The organism is Arthrobacter sp. A5, assembly GCF_051131705.1.
Taxonomy (GTDB): Bacteria; Actinomycetota; Actinomycetes; order Actinomycetales; family Micrococcaceae; genus Arthrobacter_M.
Genome location: NZ_CP180316.1, coordinates 2,980,546 through 2,995,820, shown reverse-complemented (window position 1 = coordinate 2,995,820; position 15,275 = coordinate 2,980,546). Strand labels below are relative to the sequence as shown.

Sequence of the window (15,275 nt, the reverse complement as noted above, 5' to 3'; positions counted from 1 at the left end):
AAGGACCCGGCCGTGCCGGTTTCCGCGCTTGCCAGGACCGCTCCGGCCCGGCCAGGTCGTCACCCGGGGCACCCCGCCGCGAAGGGAGGGTTGCCGGCCAGCAAACCGGGGTTTAGCACTGGCACTCGTGACCTATGCCCACAAGACTACGAAATCCGCACCCGTGCCGCCAGTATTAACGGCCAGTGTTACGGCTAAGAGGCTGTGTTACGTCCCGGACGTCGAAATTTGACCACCTTTTGAGAAATTCGCCGTGGTTTTCACGGCGTGTCCGAATGAGACGCCGCGGCCAGCCGCTGAAACATGGACAAACTTTCACGGGGCGGGGCAGGCTGCGGCCCATAGTGCCCGCAGTCGGGCTAGAGCAGGTCGTCGTGGTCCGGGTTGAGGGTGCGGAGGACCTCCGAATGCAGAATGCCATTGGTGGCCAGCGCGTTGCCGCCGAAGGGCCCGTCCGCGCCTTCCAGAGACGTGAAGCGGCCGCCGGCCTCGACGACGATCGGCACCAGCGCTGCCATGTCATACAGATTCAGCTCCGGCTCACAGGCGATGTCAACAGCGCCCTCCGCGACCAGGCAGTAGGACCAGAAGTCCCCGTAAGCGCGGGTGCGCCAGACCTTGTCGGTGAGGGAAATGAACTCGTCCCGGTTGCCGCGCTCCTTCCATCCGGTCAGCGAGGAATAGGACAGTGAGGCGTCGGAGAGTTCGGAAACGTTGGACACGCGCAGCCTGGTGGCCGCCGCCAGCGACTTGCCCGTGTAGGCCCCAGTGCCCTCCGCCGCCCACCAGCGCTTGCCCAACGCCGGAGCACTGACCAGCCCGACGACGGGCCTGCCGTCCTCGACCAATGCAATCAGGGTGGCCCAGACCGGAACGCCGCGGACAAAGTTCTTGGTTCCGTCAATTGGATCGATGATCCAACGCCGTGAGCCGTGCCCGCTGCTGCCAAACTCCTCGCCGAGGACCGCATCGCGCGGCCGGACCCGGGAGAGCTGGCTGCGGATGGAATCCTCCGCGGACTTGTCCGCGTCCGTCACAGGCGTCAGATCAGGCTTGGTCTCCACCTGCAGATCGAGGGCCTTAAAGCGGGCCATGGTTTGTGAATCCACCGAATCCGCCAGCACGTGGGCAAGGCGGAGGTCATCGTTGTAGCTCTGCGGGGCATGGGTCATGGGTTCACGCTATCGTTCTTTCGTCGCTGAACAGGGGAGGCGGGGCACCCACCTGCTACAGAATGGTGCCCAGTTCCTTGGCCTGCGCCCTGCCTTCGGTGCGGTCGCCGGTGCTCAGCAGTCGTCGCAGCGAGGCCAACCTGGCCGTCCCGGCGTCACCGGCGTGCCCCTGGCTGACCCAGGGATCCAGTCCGCAGTTGACGGCGGCGTTGTTATGCTTGCAGCCGCGCTCGCAGGCGTCTGTGCCGGGCTGGAGATCGGGAAACGCCTGCAGAATGCGGTCCGGGTCCACGTGTGCCAGGCCGAACGAACGGATGCCGGGAGTGTCCACAATCCAGCTGCCGGGCAAGCCGTCCGCCAGCCGCAGTGCCAGCGCCGACGATGAGGTGTGCCGGCCGCGGCCGGTCACAGAGTTGACACCGCCTGTGGCCCGCTGCGAACCGGTCAGGGCGTTGACCATGGTGGACTTTCCGACGCCCGAATGGCCCACCATGACGGAGACCTTTCCGTCCAGATGTTCTTTGAGCTGCCCGACGGCGGTACCGGCCAGCCGTGCCGACTGCCCGTCGTCGCTGCGCGCATCGATGCCGGATGCGGCATCGGAGGCGGTCCGGCTCACCACTACGGTCATGTCCAGGTACTCGTAGTTGGCCAGCAGCTCGGCGGGATCTTTGACATCCGCCTTGGTGACCAGCAGCAGCGGTGCGATGCCGGCGTCGTATGCGGCCACCAAAGCGCGGTCGATGAATCCGGTGCGCGGCTCCGGATTGGCCGCCGCCACCACGATCACCAGCTGGTCGGCGTTGGCCACCACTATGCGTTCGATCGGGTCCGTGTCGTCGGCGCTGCGGCGCAGGACGGTTCGGCGGTCCTGCACCCGCACCAGCCGTGCCAGCGTGTCCGGCGCTCCGGTGGTATCGCCGACCAGGGCAACAAAGTCCCCGGCCACCACCGGGCTGCGGCGAAGTTCCCGGGCCCGGGCGGCGATCAGGACGCGTTCGGTGTCCGTGTCTTCGTCCACGATTGCCGTGTAGCGGCCGCGGTCCACGGTGATGATCCGGCCGATCACGGCTTCGTCGTATGCGGGCCGGTCCTTGGTGCGGGGCCGGCTGCCCTTTTTATTGGGCCGGATCCGGACATCGGATTCATCCCAGTCACGCATGCTGCGGGTCATCGCCCAGGGCTGGAGCTGGAGGCGCTGCCGGCGGTGCCGAAACCGGCTGGAGGGCTGGAGCTGGAGGCGCTGCCGGCGGTGCCGAAACCGGCTGGAGGGCTGGAGCTGGAGGCGCTGGAGCTGGACGGGCTGTCGGGGATGCCGGAGCTGGCTGGAGTCCCGGAGCCGCTCGGCCGCACAACGCCCGGAAGCCCCAGCATGCCGGCCCAAAGTCCGGCGAACTCGGGCATGGTTTTTGCCGTTGTGCCGATGTCCTCCACCTCGACGCCGGGCACCGCCAGCCCGATGATGGCCCCGGCCGTCGCCAACCGGTGATCCGCATAACTGTGGAAAAGGCCGCCGTGCAGAGGTGCCGGGGTAATGGCCAGCCCGTCCGCCGTTTCGATGGCGGAGCCGCCCAGCCCGTTGATCTCCGCGACCAGCGCAGCCAGACGGTCAGTTTCGTGGCCGCGCAGGTGCGCGATGCCGCTGAGCGTCGACGGACCGGTGGCCAGGGCGCAGAGAGCGGCCACCGTGGGGGCAAGCTCGCTCGTGTCCGCCAGGTCAACACCGTTGATGCTCTCCCCGCCGGTCACGGTCAAAACACCGTCCCGCAGCGAGACGGCGGCGCCGAACTTCGGCAGAATTTCACGCCATTGATCGCCCACCTGAGTGGTCCGGGACGGCCAGCCGGCAATCCGGACAGTGCCCCGGGTGGCCAGGGCAGCGGCCAGGAATGGCCCCGCATTGGACAGGTCCTGCTCGACGACGACGTCGAAGGCCTGGATTGGACCAGGGGAGACGATCCAATGGTTGGGCACGGAGTCATCGACCACGACGCCCGCACCGCGCAGCACGTCCACGGTCATCCCGATGTGGTCCAGGCTTGGCACCGGATTCCCCGAATGTTCCAAATGCAGCCCCGCTTCGAAACGCGGAGCCGCGAGCAGCAGGGCTGAAACGAACTGTGAGGAGCCGCTGGCATCGACGATCAGGTGACCGCCTAGGACCCGGCCGGTGGCCTTGATGGTGAACGGCAGCGCCCGCGGTTCGCCGTCGCCGTCGGCAATCTCCACGCCGAGCCCACGAAGGGCATCAATGACCGGACCCATCGGTCGCTGGCGGGCCGCCGGGTCGCCGTCGAACGCTATGCTGCCGCCGGTCAGCGCGGCCAGCGGCGGAACAAAACGCATGACGGTGCCGGCCAGACCGCAGTCCACCGCCGTTCCCACCGGCAGCAGCGCACCGGCGGGGATCGGCGTGATGCGCAGATCCGGGCCGAACTGCCCTTCCCCGTCCACCTCCTCGATGACCGCCCCCAACTGGCGCAGCGCAACGATCATCAGGGCCGAATCGCGCGAGTGCAGCGGCGCGCGCAGCCGCGAGGGCCCGTCCGCCAGCGCGGCCAGCACCAGATACCTGTTGGTCAGCGATTTGGACGCCGGAACCGCCAACGTCGCATCGACCGGGCCGCTGGCCATCGGAGCAGGCCATGGCGATGCGGCGCCGGCGGGAAGGGCGCCGTTGGTGGGGGCGAAAGTCATGGGGAGTTAGGCGCCTGTCACATCGTTGGCAATGCGGCGGACGGCTTTGTCAGCGTGCTTGAGCTGCTTGCGCGTGGACTTCTTCCCGGCCTCGGCGAGGTGTCCGGCACGCCATGCCAGACCTGGCTTTCCGGCGGTATCGACCGCGGCCAGCAGGACGCCACCGGAGAGCGAGACGTTCTTCAGCAGCTGGTTGCGCCTGCGCGACCGGGCCTCGGACGTGCTCGAATCCGCCGTGCGGTATTCGACGACGGCGTTCAGCGTGGAGGTCAGTGTCAGCAGGAGGGCGGACAGACGGGGGAACTTGCCCGCTGCCAGCATGACACCGGCGCCCAGCTGCGTGCCGCTGATGACGCGGGCGAGGGTCTTCTCATCCGTCTGGACAGGCAGAGCCTGCACCACTTGTCTCAGCACCGGTGAGAGCTGAGTGGCTGTCTGGTCTGCGTGGCGCAGCCGGTCCAGTCCGGCCAGGATGAAAGACGAAGCGAGCATCGGGCGGGCGAGTACACGGACAATGGACAAAGCGGCCTCCTTGATATGGCGGAACTGAATGTCAGGTTGCCGTGGGCCTTCGGATGGCAGATTGCTGTCAAAGGCCAGCTGGCGGTGTTGCGTTCTCCTAGTCTGGCACTTTTACGCACGCTATGCGGAATGTTCCGGCTGTCCGCTGTCCGCTGTCCGCGGCCCCTGCCCGTCCGCCCGCTGCCCGCGGCCACTGTCCGGCTGCCCGCGGACACTGCCCGGCTGCCCGCGGTTGCGGGGGTGGACTGTTGTGAACGACGACGCCCTACTGACAATGTCGGTGACGGCTGGCAGGATGGTGCCATGGTTGCAGGCCAGGGCGCTTTGCCTCCCGTTGCCAGGCCCGTAGTGCTGGTGGTGATGGGCGTATCCGGCTGTGGAAAATCGACCGTAGCGGCGCTGCTGGCCGGACAGCTGGGATGGCCCTTTGAGGAGGGGGACTCGCTCCATCCCCAGGCGAATGTGAAGAAGATGGCGGCCGGGCATCCGCTCACAGATGAGGATCGCTGGCCATGGCTGGCGAAGGTGGCAGATTGGGTTGAGGAAACTCTTGACGCCGGCGAGGACGGACTCATTACCTGTTCGGCGTTGAAGCGCTCCTATCGGAAGGTGATCAACCGGCGCGGTTCAGGCGTCGTCTTTGTGTTCCTCAGCGGCTCAAAGGAAGTTATTGCGGCCCGGCTGGCGGTGCGGAGGGGACATTTTATGCCGACGAGTCTGCTGGACAACCAGTTTTCCGCGCTCGAGGAGCCTGCCGCTGATGAACCTCAGATCCGGATCAACGTAGGTCCGGCCCCTGGTGTCATCACCCGGGAAATTATTGAGGAGCTCGGCCTTAGTGGCCGGGCGGAGTAGGGGAACTATGAACATCACCAGTGCACTCGGAACCCTCCATACCCTCGGCAACGCGGCTGCTGCGGTTGCCGCCGACGCCACCACCGACAAAATGAAGGAACCGTGGAGCGCTCACGACACCCAGGTGCTGATTGTTGCCGCAATCGGCATCGCCATTGTGGTGCTGCTGATTGTCTGGGCGAAGCTGCATGCGTTTCTGGCCCTGACCATCGGGGCGCTCTTTGTTGGCATCGGCTCCGGGATCTCCATTGACAAGGTCACGACCTCCTACGAAAACGGTGTGGGTGGGGTGTTGGGCTACGTCGGGGTCCTGATCGCTCTGGGCGCGATGCTGGGGAAACTGCTCGCGGATTCCGGCGGGGCGGACAAGGTGGTGGACACGTTGCTGCACGGCAGGCCGGCCACGCTGCCGTGGAAAATGGCGTTGATCGCTGGGATTATTGGCATCCCGATGTTTTTCGAAATCGGCCTGGTCCTGCTGATTCCGGTGGTGATGCTGGCGGTGCACCGGTCCCAGGGGCCTGCCATGCGCCTGGGAATTCCGGCGCTCGCCGGCTTGTCCGTGCTGCATGGCTTCATTCCGCCGCATCCTGGCCCGCTGGCGGCCATTGGGCTGCTGCACGCCAACGTCGGGATCACGCTGGCGCTTGGACTGTTGGTGGCTGTCCCGACGGTGATCATCGCTGGCCCGCTTTTCGGCAAGCTGGCGGCCAAAATGGTGCCGATCGGCGCGGCGGGTGCTGGGCTGGCGGTCACCGGTGCATTGGTCGGGACATCGGGTGGTGCCATGGGGGCTTCGTCGGGGGGACCGACCCGTCGCCGGGCCGGGAACGGTGCTGCCGAGAATGGCCCTGCGACCTCTGTGGGGAGCGGTACTGCCGACAACGGACCTGCGGCTAGGGCACAGGACCCGGAGGCGACGAGTAGCCCGACGTTCGCCTGGACGCTGATTACTTTGCTTTCACCGCTGGTGCTCATGCTTATCAAGGCGGCGGCAGATATTTGGGTGGACAAGGGAGCCGCGGTCCGCCCGCTGCTTGACTTTATCGGCGACCCGGTGTTCGCACTGCTGGTGGCCGTACTGCTGGCCATGGTGACATTCGGATCCGCGGTGGGCTTCTCGCCGTCGACCCTGACCAGAAAGATCGGCGAGAGCCTGCTGCCCATTGTCGGTGTGCTGCTCATCGTCGGCGCCGGCGGCGGCTTCAAGCAGGTACTGGTCGACGGCGGCACGGGAACGGCGATAGCCAAGATCGCGATAGCTGCCAGCCTCTCCGCGCTGTTGTTGGGCTGGATGGTGGCCGTTCTGATCCGGCTCGCCACCGGTTCGGTCACGGTGGCCACGGTGACAGCTGCAGGCATTATCGCCCCGCTGGCCACTGGGCTCTCCCCGGCCCAGCTCGCGTTGGTGGTGTTGGCGATCGGCGCCGGTTCGCTGTTCTTCTCGCACGTCAATGACGCGGGTTTCTGGCTGGTCAAGGAGTACTTCGGGCTCACGGTGGGGCAGACGATCAAGACCTGGTCGGTGATGGAGACCATTATTTCGGTGGTCGGATTGCTGCTGACGCTGCTGCTCTCGACGATTCTGTAGCTTCCGGCCCGGGTTCCCTACCGGAGTCTCTGCTTCAATGCCCCTGGCCTCCTGGGTTCGGGTGCGTTTTTCGGATCCGTCAGCTAACTCACCAGCGCCATCGCGACAGACCACGGCAGCACCCAGTTGGTGCCGGCCTTAAAATCGAGCGCCGGCTTGAGCTTGGGGTCTCCCGCCAGCTCGATTATCAACCGCAGCACGTTTCCGATGATGATGGTCGCAAACAGCTTCTGATTGGTGATCCAGCCGGCCTAAGCCCACCTACTCCTGCCGTACAGGCCGGGTCGGTGCCCGCAGGGGAAATGATCGCATCCGCCGCACGCAGCAGGTAGGCCAGCCATGTCAGTGCCGCCAACCATGTCAGTGCCACCAACCATGTCAGTGCCGCCAACGAGGAGAAGGCCGCGAGGGGTCCGAAGTCATTCTGAAAGACGAGATTGGCCCGGCTGCCAAATTAGGCTCTCCTGACGTAAGTGTGGGTCAGGGTTTGTGTGTTATGGGGCATGGGTAACCCGGTAGATTTGGTAGTTCTCACACTGCCCAAATTTCGGAGCTACCCATGCGTGCTACCACTCTACTCAACCGTCTCCTTAACCTGACAGGCGTGCGCGTCATTGATGTTGATCCTGGTGCCTTTGACGCTGCTGGCCCGTTGGTGGTGCGGGTGGCGTTGAAGGCCCGCAAACGCCTGGACTGCCCGCATTGCAGCTTCTTCACGATGGCCGGCTATGACACCCGGTGGGCCGAATCCTCCTGGCGGCACCTGGATGTTGCGGGGCGGGTGACCGTGCTGACGATGCTGCGCCGGCGCCTGGTGTGTCCGGCCCATGGGGTCGTGGTTCAGGGCGTGCCGTTCGCCCGGCCCGGGTCCCGGTTCAGCACGGACTTTGAGGACATGATCGCCTGGCTGGTCACCCGGGCGGACAAGACCACGGTGTCATTGTTCGCCCGGATAGCGTGGCGGAGGGTCGGGGCGATCTGCGAACGCGTCGTGGCCGAACAGCTCGATGAAACACGCTTCGAGTCCCTGGTCAATATTGGGGTGGATGAGATTTCCTGGCGCAAACACCACCGCTACCTGACCTTGGTTTCGGACCACGCCACCTCGAAGATCGTGTGGGGAGCCCCGGGGAAAAACGCGGCCACACTGGACGGGTTCTTCGCCGAGATCGGAGCCGAGAACACGGCGGTGATAGAGGCCGTGAGCATGGACATGGGACCGGCTTTTGCCAAGTCCGTGAGGACCAACGCCCCCGGCGCGGTCATCTGTTACGATCCATTCCACGTCATCCAGCTGGCCACCAACGCCTTGGAATCCTTCCGCCGTTCCATCTGGCAACGGGCCCGTGATCTGCCCGATCAGGACATCGCGAAGAAGTTCAAGGGAACCCGCTGGGTGCTGCTGAAAAACCCGCAGAACCTCACCGGGAAGCAACAAGTCACCTTGGCCGGGCTCGAACAGGCCGGAGGGCTTCTATGGGACGCCTACCAGCTCAAGGAATCCCTGAGGGAAGTCTTCGCCGGCGACCTCAACCCCGCTGACGTGATGGAGATGATCACCACCTGGTGCGAACTCGCCGCCACACCCAACATCCGCGAGTTCGCCAGGGCCGCCGCCACCATCCGCTCCCACACCGACGGGATCCACGCCGCCGTCACCAGGCAACTCTCCAACGGCCCCCACGAAGGCCTGAACAACAAGATCAGAACCATGACCCGCAGATCCTACGGATTCCACACCCCAGAAGCCGCTCTCGCCCTGATCATGCTCGCCTGCGGCCCAGTGGAAATCAAACTCCCGTACCAGAAATAACCTGGCCCACACTTACGTCAGGAGAGCCCCAAATTTACCCAGAACCTGTCCGCGGACACCGAGGGTGAACGCTACCTGGAGCATCGCGTAAATGACGGAGGTGATCAGGACCGATCCATGATGGCCAGCGGGATGTTCCGCTTCGGGTTGGACGTTTCCCCTGCCTGTTCAATGCCCCTGCCGGAAACCGAGGGACGAAAAGATGATGCCCGCCGTCGAAATCGCCACGAAAACCGCCCGAATAACCCTTGGGAGCGAAGCCGTGGGAGGTGAAATTATCCGGGGTTCCATGGAAGTGGTGCCGAGGGCGGTGACCAGGAAGACCACGATCACAAGTATCCCGGCAACGGCGCTTTTTTCGGTGAACGGACCGAACTTCGTTGCGTACGTCAGGGTGCCTTCAACCTCAATGGCGGGCACCGCGGCTGGGGAGATTTAGGTGAAGAAGCCCAATGAGTAATTGCCAAAAAATCCTCAGACCAGAGGGGGTACCGCACCACTCCGCCGGAAATCAAGCACTTTTCGCTCCCCTAATGCAGTGCACCGGAATACTGCGGGGAGGCAGCGGGTTGAACGCTAAGGAGACCGCAACGGAAGGACGATATGAGTACTTCGCTTCTGGCGCGCCGGCCCGCCGTCGGCGGCTGGCCGGTGACAGTAGACTTGGCCGTAATGAATAGCACCGAGCACGCCCCCACGCTGGCCACCGGAAACGGTGCGGAGACAGGCACCGAACCGGAGTTGACCCCGGCGCAGCTTGCCGAAGGTTCCGTCGACGTTTCCACCGAGTCGGCGGACGACCGCCGCGTCCGTTTTGAGCGGGACGCCATGCAGTACGTTGATCAGTTGTATTCGGCCGCCATGCGGATGGCGAGGAACCCCTCCGACGCGGAAGATCTGGTGCAGGAGGCCTACACGAAGGCGTTCTCAGCCTTCCACCAGTATCGGCCGGGCACCAACCTCAAGGCGTGGCTGTACCGGATCCTTACCAACACGTATATCAACCTTTACCGAAAACGCCAGCGTGAACCGCTGCAGTCAAACTCAGACCAGGTGGAGGATTGGCAGCTGGCCCGGGCCGAGTCGCATACCTCCCGTGGCCTGCGCTCCGCCGAGGCGGAGGCTCTGGATCATTTGCCGGACAGTGATGTAAAGCGGGCACTGCAGGCCATTCCGGAGGAATTCCGGCTGGCAGTTTACTTCGCGGACGTCGAGGGTTTTGCCTACAAAGAGATTTCGGAAATTATGAACACCCCCATCGGCACCGTGATGTCCCGGCTGCACCGTGGGCGCAAGATGCTGCGGGACATGCTGGCCGATTACGCCAAGGAACGCGGGTTCCATGGGAACGGCGCGGGCGGTGCCCCGGCCGTCCTCGACAGCAAGGTCGCCGTGGCGTTGGACGTGCCAACTGGTACTGCAAGCAATGATCAGGAGAAGAACAAATGAGCGACTGCCAGAGTTTAGGCGATTGCGACGACTCGCGGATCGCGCGGATCTACGAATACCTGGACGGCGCGCTGTCCTGTGACGATCTCGCGGAGATCAAGACGCATCTGGACAGCTGCCCGGACTGCGCCGAGGAACACGATCTTGAGTGCGTCATCCGATCCGTGGTGAAGCGGTCCTGCAAGGAAGCTGCGCCGGAGAACCTGAAGGCCGCTATCCTGGACCGAATTCATCAGAGCCGGACCGCCGAAGTCTAGAAACTCCGGATTAGAAACCCCACGTAAAAACCTTGGTTCAGAACCCCGGATCTAGAATCCTGATTTTTGAGTCGTAGATTCGACGACGGGACTCGACGGGGCCGACCCTGTTTTGGGCATCTACAGGCGGGTTCGCGATATCGGTGGGTTGCGGGTTCCGATGGTCGCAAAATCGCTGGGCGTTTTTCCGGCCACCCTTCGCTGAATGGATCCCGCGATTCGTTCGGCCTGCAGTTTGGCCAGCCGTGCCTTCTCACCGTGGAAGAGATCGTCCACCGTAGCCGCCCACAATTCGAGCCAGCGGCCGAAGTGCGCGGCGGTCAACGGTTCCTTGGCGTTGAGGTCAAAATGGACCGCCAGCGCATTCCGACGGTATAGCCGGGCCCGGAACAGCACCGTCTCCCAAAAATCAGCCATAATCGGCATGTGCCGGGCCAGATCCATGTGCGCCACGTCAAGGAAGACCGGTCCCAGCAGGGGGTCGGCGAATGCGCGCCCGTAGAAGGCGGTGACGAGCCGTATCACGTCATCACGGTTGGTCAGATCACTGTTTGGCGGAACGGTTCCGCTCTGGGCCGTTTCGGCGTGTGGAACGGTTCCGCTCTGGGGTTTCGTGCCGCCCAGTGGACCGGCCGGATCGGTATCGGCCGTCACTGGCGCCGAGACCCCGCTTTCCATCGCCGCCATCTATATCGCTGCCAGGAGAATGGCAATGCCGGCCACCGGCAGCGCAGCGAATTTGACCACTTCCGCCGCGATGTAGCTCAGATGCGGCGCTGTGGCTGTTTTTGCGCCCGCGTTGGCAGCAACCGTGGCGACGTCGGTCCTGTCGATGCCCTGAAGAGTCCCCGTTCCACCGTTCCGGGCATCTGCTGCCGTTCTTCCGCCGGCGGCCGCACTGTCGGCGAGCAAACGCGTCCGTTGGGCCATGTTTGGCCGCAGCACCACCAGCTGCAGGGCCAAGGCCAGCACGGCGACTCCGATGGCAACGCCGGCCGGTACTGGGACAACGTGCGGGCCGGCGACTAAGGCGAGGACCAGTACGACGGCGAACAGGCACTCGATCGTATTGAGGGCCTTGAAGACAATCCTGCCGATTTCCACGCCCAACGCAACCGTGATGCCTGGGGCCCGGAATTTGAGCGGTGTCTCGAGGAATGAAATGGCGGCAACCATTCCGAACCAGATGAAGGGTACCGTGGCCAGGACTATTAGCTGGAGCATTGCTTCCGTTCGATGCAAGGGGGCTCAGGATCACGCGTTTGGGGTGCAGAATCCGGACCTGGGAGCGAGATGGCGGCCACGCAGGTGTCCGCGGTGGCCCAGGGCTGGAGACGGACGTCGGCACGTCCTGCACCCAGGCCCTCCAGGTATCCGCTGAGTAGACCTAAATGCGCGGCGCAGACAACCTCCGGCAGGGCTCGGGCCATGGAGACAAAGGGGCAGGCATGCAGATGCAGCAGGGACTCCGTCCCGGCCGCGGCGGGTTCCGGTTCAAAGCCCAGCTCCGCCAACAAAGCGCCGACGGCTTCCGCTGCCTGCTGCTGGTCCACTGCGCCAGCCGGGGGTTCCTGCGGGACCGTGCCGGCGTCAGGTTGGGGCGGCCCGGCTGGACGATCCATCCGCCCGCGCATCCATCGGGCCCCGGCGGCCTGCGCCTTTGCCTGCGGGGTGTTCGCGGAGCGGTCGGTGAGCGATTCGGCCAGAATCTCGGCCAGCAGCCGGTAGCCGCCGGAGTCCGGTTCCCGATGGAAGGCCCGGTAGCGTAGTTGTGGGCGGCCGGGCCCGTTGGGGAAGTCGCGAACAGGTTCAATCAGCGCGGCGTGGACCAGGGTCTTCAGATGGAACCGGACGGTGCTCAGCTGGAGGCCGGACCGCTCAGCCAGCTCGGCCGCCGTCGGCGGCTGAACCGCGCCGCGGATGGCGGCAAGCAGCCGCACCCGGCTGGGAGAGGAAAGGGCCGGTTGGGCAGATAGTTCGGAGCGGGCAGCGGACACACGACCAGTCTACGATTAAAACGAAAGCCGTCGATTCAACCCAGTAGACACGATTCCAGGGCTGGCGGACGCAGGGCAAAAGGAAACCTCCCAAGCCGGATGGCTCAGGAGGTTTCTTCAGCTTTAAGCACAATGGTTAAGCGTTGGGACGCTTACCGTGGTTTGCGCCGCCACGCTTCCGGTCACGACGCTTGCGTGCACGCTTGGACATAGCTGCCTCCCATCTTCTAAACGATTTTGAAAAGATCCGCCCTCTAGTCTCCCACACGCCTTACCGGCTGACCTAAACGGTGTCTCCCGCCGTCGTCGTCCGTGGGTTGGGCCGGACGGCGCGAATGTCCGCGGAAAGACCGCCTTCACGCACTCAGTTTTCCCGCATCGGGCAGCTATCTCTTCAAGGTGGCCCGGATGGCTATTTGTGCCTGATCCAGCACGGTCCGCACGGTTTCCACCGTGAGTTCAGTGAGCTGCTGGCGGCCCGCGTGCGCGCGCAGCTCCACCTGCAGGTCATCGCGGAAGGACTGCAGCATCATTTCTGTTTCCTTCAACAGACGGTGATTGGCGGGGGACTGGCTGCCGCTGTCGGGCATCCGCCGGGACGCGCCCCTGGCAGCTTCCGCCGTGGCGGCGAGATCGGCGCGCAGTCCCTTCATGTTGGCCCGGATATCGCCGCGCAGCTCGTCGGCCAGCCGGCGCACGGACGCTGAAATGTCGTGTTCCACTTCCTGCAGTTCACCCCGGCGGCTCTCCAGCTCCGCCAGGCCGGCGTCGGTAAGGGAGTAGATGGTGCGCCTTCCATCCGTCGTCGTCGCCACCAGCCCTTCCTCCTCCAGCTTGGCCAGTCGTGGATAGACGGTGCCGGCGCTGGGGGAGTACGTCCCGCCAAAGCGCCCGCTGAGGTCCCGGATCACGTCGTAGCCGTGCTTGGGACCTTCCTCCAGCAGCGCCAACAGGTACAGCCGCAGGGCACCGTGCGCGAAGACCGGGGGCATCAGCGACCCTCCTCCGTCCGCGCTGTCCGCGCCGGTTCGCCATGAATGACGGCGACGTTGCCGGAGACCGAGCTCGTGCGCAGTTTGAACATGCCTTTCGCGGGCCCGGAAGTAGTGCGGACGGTCTGGGCGGTTGCGGAGAAGCGCTGATCATCCACGATCACGGTGCCGGAGGTTGTTTTGGCTTCCACGTCGACTCCGATGTTTTGCGGCAGCCGGACGGTGACGTCGCCGGAGACGGATTTGGAGACCATATCTGCGGGGGTGCCGAGGATGTCGAGGGACAGATCTCCGCTCACGGTGCTGGCCCGGACGCTGCTGAGCAGGCCCGACGCGGTGATTTCCCCCGAAATGCTTTTGGCCGTCAATGGGCCCTTGTGCTGCCGGGTTATGATCTCTCCGCTGACCGTATCCGCCGTCAACATTCCTGCGGTGTGGTCCGCCATCACCGAACCGGAGACCGTTTTCAGGCTGGTGCTGGCCGAGGTGCCAGATACCAGCCCGTCGCCGCTGACTGTTGCGACGGACACATCGATGCCCGCCGGAACGGCGATGCTGATGACGGCCCGGTCCGAGGTATTCAGATTGACGATTTTCATAAACCAGTTGCCGGGATCCAGGTGCTCAACCTTTAATGCCCCATCGTTGAACGTCACCCGCAGGGGCTGTCCGGTGACTTCGGTGACCTCGACGCGGGTGATGGCTTCGTCATGGGTGATGACGTCCAACCGGCCGCGGACGATGGCGGCGCGCAGGGAACCCACGCCGTCGACTTCCAGCGTCTGCGGTGTCGTGATGGACCAGCTTTGCGGGCTCATTGCTCCTCCAAGAGTTGCACTATATCGCGCATCTAGTCACGTTATATCGCGTTGCTTGCGCCGTCAAGGGATACCGGTACAGAAGTCAATCGGGGGCGGCTGTTGTTTCCGCCGTTGAGAAGTGCAAGGCTCACGATATGACCAATACCAGCAGCAGCGGACCAGCAGGCGAGGGCGGTACCGGGGACGCAGCCCTCTCAATGGGCCGTCAGGACAACCAGGATCGTTACGAGGCGCGGGTCGGCGGCGAGCTTGCAGCAACCATCACCTACACGGCGCGCCCGGAAAGCATCGACTTTGTGCATACACAGACGGAGGAGAAATTCCAAGGTCATGGGCTTGCCACCAAGCTGGCCCTCTTCGCGCTGGACGACGCGATCAGCAAGGGTAAACGCATTATTCCGCATTGCCCGTTCGTTGCCGATGTTGTCAGCACCAGGGAGGACTATGAGGGCAGGGTCGATTGGCCGGGGACGGGGGCGTAACAGGCCCGGACGCCGTCAACCAGCCGAGAAGGAAGCTGGGAATGTCCTGCCGTCCGAAACGGTCCGGAACCGTCCTAACCGTCCTAACCGTCCTAACCGTCCTAACCGTCCTAACCGTCCAGAAGGGGACAACGAATGCCGAAAGCAGACAAGAGCGGACATGCCAGAAAGAGCGAACTGCCCGGAACGCTGCGCCGTTCGGAGGCACATGCGCAGGCGACATTTGCGCAAACATACGATTCCGCGATGGAGGACTACGACGACGGCGAACGCGCGGCACGTACGGCCTACGCTTCGCTGAAACACAGTTACGAAAAGGTGGGCGATCACTGGGAAAAGAAGGATTCCGCCGGCCCCTCGGACGGGCAGGCGAAGGGCGGCAAGGACACCAACCGGCCCACGGCAGGCGGGGTTGATGAGAACGCCTCCAAGGAACATCTGTACCGGCTGGCCAAAAAACTGGACGTACCCGGGCGCTCGAGCATGAGCAAGGCCGATCTGGTCGACGCGCTGCAGAAGGCCAATGACCGGAAGACCCGGCAGAGCCGCGAGAAGGAATAACTCAAACCCTACGCCGCCCCCGCAGAATGCTGTGGATCAGGAAACCAAAAGCAGGAAACCAAAAGC

The 15,275-nt window shown here is 64.3% G+C and carries 18 protein-coding genes and 1 riboswitch; of the genes, 7 read left to right on the top strand and 11 right to left on the bottom strand.

The genetic code is table 11. The features are described from left to right. Positions 1-19: 19 nt before the first annotated feature. Positions 20-133: riboswitch (SAM riboswitch) on the bottom strand. 226 nt (positions 134-359) lie between these two features. Genes hisN through ACLLJI_RS14115 form a run of 4 tightly spaced genes read right to left on the bottom strand, consistent with a single transcriptional unit; the run spans position 360 to position 4,391 of the window. Continuing rightward, positions 360-1,172, bottom strand: coding sequence for a histidinol-phosphatase (gene hisN / locus ACLLJI_RS14130; protein ID WP_283561979.1), 813 nt, complete (start codon positions 1,170-1,172; stop codon positions 360-362). Positions 1,173-1,227: 55 nt separating this feature from the next. Next, positions 1,228-2,346, bottom strand: a complete 1,119-nt coding sequence (rsgA, locus tag ACLLJI_RS14125; RefSeq protein ID WP_434613364.1) for a ribosome small subunit-dependent GTPase A — start codon at positions 2,344-2,346, stop codon at positions 1,228-1,230. Next, positions 2,343-3,869: a 3-phosphoshikimate 1-carboxyvinyltransferase gene (aroA, locus tag ACLLJI_RS14120; protein WP_434613361.1), complete on the bottom strand. Its 1,527-nt coding sequence runs from the start codon at positions 3,867-3,869 to the stop codon at positions 2,343-2,345. Before aroA ends, rsgA begins: the two co-directional genes overlap by 4 nt. Before the next feature lie 6 nt (positions 3,870-3,875). Continuing rightward, entirely contained in the window at positions 3,876-4,391 is a 516-nt protein-coding gene (locus tag ACLLJI_RS14115; protein WP_434613358.1) for a DoxX family protein, read from the bottom strand. Between the two features lie 303 nt (positions 4,392-4,694). Between ACLLJI_RS14115 and ACLLJI_RS14110 the strand changes: the two genes are divergently transcribed. The 3 genes from ACLLJI_RS14110 (at position 4,695) to ACLLJI_RS14100 (ending at position 8,650) form a co-directional block, all read left to right on the top strand. After that, positions 4,695-5,246 (top strand): gluconokinase, encoded by a 552-nt coding sequence (locus ACLLJI_RS14110; RefSeq protein ID WP_434613355.1) that lies wholly within the window; start codon positions 4,695-4,697, stop codon positions 5,244-5,246. A gap of 7 nt (positions 5,247-5,253) precedes the next feature. Further along, complete coding sequence (locus ACLLJI_RS14105) at positions 5,254-6,837, top strand: SLC13 family permease (RefSeq protein WP_434613352.1); 1,584 nt, start codon at positions 5,254-5,256, stop codon at positions 6,835-6,837. A 559-nt stretch (positions 6,838-7,396) separates the two neighbouring features. Next, complete coding sequence (locus ACLLJI_RS14100; protein ID WP_434613349.1) at positions 7,397-8,650, top strand: ISL3 family transposase; 1,254 nt, start codon at positions 7,397-7,399, stop codon at positions 8,648-8,650. Positions 8,651-8,818: 168 nt separating this feature from the next. On the opposite strand, the gene ACLLJI_RS14095 is transcribed toward ACLLJI_RS14100, so the two are convergent. After that, positions 8,819-9,070, bottom strand: a complete 252-nt coding sequence (locus ACLLJI_RS14095) for a hypothetical protein (RefSeq protein WP_434613346.1) — start codon at positions 9,068-9,070, stop codon at positions 8,819-8,821. A 183-nt stretch (positions 9,071-9,253) separates the two neighbouring features. Here ACLLJI_RS14095 and ACLLJI_RS14090 point away from each other — a divergent pair, with 183 nt between their 5' ends. Continuing rightward, complete coding sequence (locus tag ACLLJI_RS14090; protein ID WP_434613343.1) at positions 9,254-10,099, top strand: sigma-70 family RNA polymerase sigma factor; 846 nt, start codon at positions 9,254-9,256, stop codon at positions 10,097-10,099. Next, positions 10,096-10,356, top strand: a complete 261-nt coding sequence (gene rsrA, locus ACLLJI_RS14085) for a mycothiol system anti-sigma-R factor (protein ID WP_283561986.1) — start codon at positions 10,096-10,098, stop codon at positions 10,354-10,356. Before ACLLJI_RS14090 ends, rsrA begins: the two co-directional genes overlap by 4 nt. Before the next feature lie 120 nt (positions 10,357-10,476). Here rsrA and ACLLJI_RS14080 read toward each other — a convergent pair whose 3' ends face one another. The 6 genes from ACLLJI_RS14080 to ACLLJI_RS14055 all read right to left on the bottom strand — a co-directional run bounded on the left by ACLLJI_RS14080 (position 10,477) and on the right by ACLLJI_RS14055 (position 14,163). Continuing rightward, positions 10,477-11,043 carry a group III truncated hemoglobin gene (locus ACLLJI_RS14080; protein ID WP_434613339.1) on the bottom strand — a complete coding sequence of 189 codons (567 nt, stop codon included), beginning with the start codon at positions 11,041-11,043 and terminating at the stop codon, positions 10,477-10,479. Continuing rightward, positions 11,044-11,580: a hypothetical protein gene (locus tag ACLLJI_RS14075; protein WP_434613336.1), complete on the bottom strand. Its 537-nt coding sequence runs from the start codon at positions 11,578-11,580 to the stop codon at positions 11,044-11,046. It lies immediately after the preceding gene. Further along, the gene (locus tag ACLLJI_RS14070) at positions 11,568-12,353 is read right to left on the bottom strand and encodes a helix-turn-helix transcriptional regulator (protein WP_434613333.1); all 786 of its coding nucleotides are present in this window, start codon (positions 12,351-12,353) and stop codon (positions 11,568-11,570) included. The genes ACLLJI_RS14075 and ACLLJI_RS14070 overlap by 13 nt, the downstream gene beginning before the upstream one ends. Positions 12,354-12,489: 136 nt before the next feature. Continuing rightward, a complete protein-coding gene (locus ACLLJI_RS14065) occupies positions 12,490-12,564 on the bottom strand; it encodes a 50S ribosomal protein bL37 (protein ID WP_104061284.1) in 75 nt (24 codons plus the stop codon). 175 nt (positions 12,565-12,739) lie between these two features. After that, complete coding sequence (locus ACLLJI_RS14060; RefSeq protein ID WP_434613330.1) at positions 12,740-13,345, bottom strand: PadR family transcriptional regulator; 606 nt, start codon at positions 13,343-13,345, stop codon at positions 12,740-12,742. Beyond that, on the bottom strand, positions 13,345-14,163 hold the full coding sequence (locus tag ACLLJI_RS14055) for a DUF4097 family beta strand repeat-containing protein (protein ID WP_434613327.1): 819 nt from the start codon (positions 14,161-14,163) through the stop codon (positions 13,345-13,347). Before ACLLJI_RS14055 ends, ACLLJI_RS14060 begins: the two co-directional genes overlap by 1 nt. A gap of 137 nt (positions 14,164-14,300) precedes the next feature. Between ACLLJI_RS14055 and ACLLJI_RS14050 the strand changes: the two genes are divergently transcribed. Both ACLLJI_RS14050 and ACLLJI_RS14045 read left to right on the top strand, forming a co-directional pair. Continuing rightward, positions 14,301-14,648, top strand: a complete 348-nt coding sequence (locus ACLLJI_RS14050) for a GNAT family N-acetyltransferase (RefSeq protein ID WP_434613324.1) — start codon at positions 14,301-14,303, stop codon at positions 14,646-14,648. 135 nt (positions 14,649-14,783) lie between these two features. Continuing rightward, positions 14,784-15,209: a ChaB family protein gene (locus ACLLJI_RS14045; protein ID WP_434613321.1), complete on the top strand. Its 426-nt coding sequence runs from the start codon at positions 14,784-14,786 to the stop codon at positions 15,207-15,209. Positions 15,210-15,275: the final 66 nt, after the last annotated feature.

Bases quoted from the DNA above. Each gene is read 5' to 3' on its own strand.
- rsrA (WP_283561986.1), top strand. From the start codon at position 10,096: ATGAGCGACTGCCAGAGTTTAGGCGATTGCGACGACTCGCGGATCGCG.
- ACLLJI_RS14045 (WP_434613321.1), top strand. From the start codon at position 14,784: ATGCCGAAAGCAGACAAGAGCGGACATGCCAGAAAGAGCGAACTGCCC.
- rsgA (WP_434613364.1), bottom strand. From the start codon at position 2,346: ATGACCCGCAGCATGCGTGACTGGGATGAATCCGATGTCCGGATCCGG.
- ACLLJI_RS14055 (WP_434613327.1), bottom strand. From the start codon at position 14,163: ATGAGCCCGCAAAGCTGGTCCATCACGACACCGCAGACGCTGGAAGTC.
- ACLLJI_RS14110 (WP_434613355.1), top strand. From the start codon at position 4,695: ATGGTTGCAGGCCAGGGCGCTTTGCCTCCCGTTGCCAGGCCCGTAGTG.
- ACLLJI_RS14105 (WP_434613352.1), top strand. From the start codon at position 5,254: ATGAACATCACCAGTGCACTCGGAACCCTCCATACCCTCGGCAACGCG.
- ACLLJI_RS14075 (WP_434613336.1), bottom strand. From the start codon at position 11,580: ATGCTCCAGCTAATAGTCCTGGCCACGGTACCCTTCATCTGGTTCGGA.
- ACLLJI_RS14060 (WP_434613330.1), bottom strand. From the start codon at position 13,345: ATGCCCCCGGTCTTCGCGCACGGTGCCCTGCGGCTGTACCTGTTGGCG.
- ACLLJI_RS14090 (WP_434613343.1), top strand. From the start codon at position 9,254: ATGAGTACTTCGCTTCTGGCGCGCCGGCCCGCCGTCGGCGGCTGGCCG.
- hisN (WP_283561979.1), bottom strand. From the start codon at position 1,172: ATGACCCATGCCCCGCAGAGCTACAACGATGACCTCCGCCTTGCCCAC.
- ACLLJI_RS14080 (WP_434613339.1), bottom strand. From the start codon at position 11,043: ATGGCGGCGATGGAAAGCGGGGTCTCGGCGCCAGTGACGGCCGATACC.
- ACLLJI_RS14050 (WP_434613324.1), top strand. From the start codon at position 14,301: ATGACCAATACCAGCAGCAGCGGACCAGCAGGCGAGGGCGGTACCGGG.
- ACLLJI_RS14100 (WP_434613349.1), top strand. From the start codon at position 7,397: ATGCGTGCTACCACTCTACTCAACCGTCTCCTTAACCTGACAGGCGTG.
- aroA (WP_434613361.1), bottom strand. From the start codon at position 3,869: ATGACTTTCGCCCCCACCAACGGCGCCCTTCCCGCCGGCGCCGCATCG.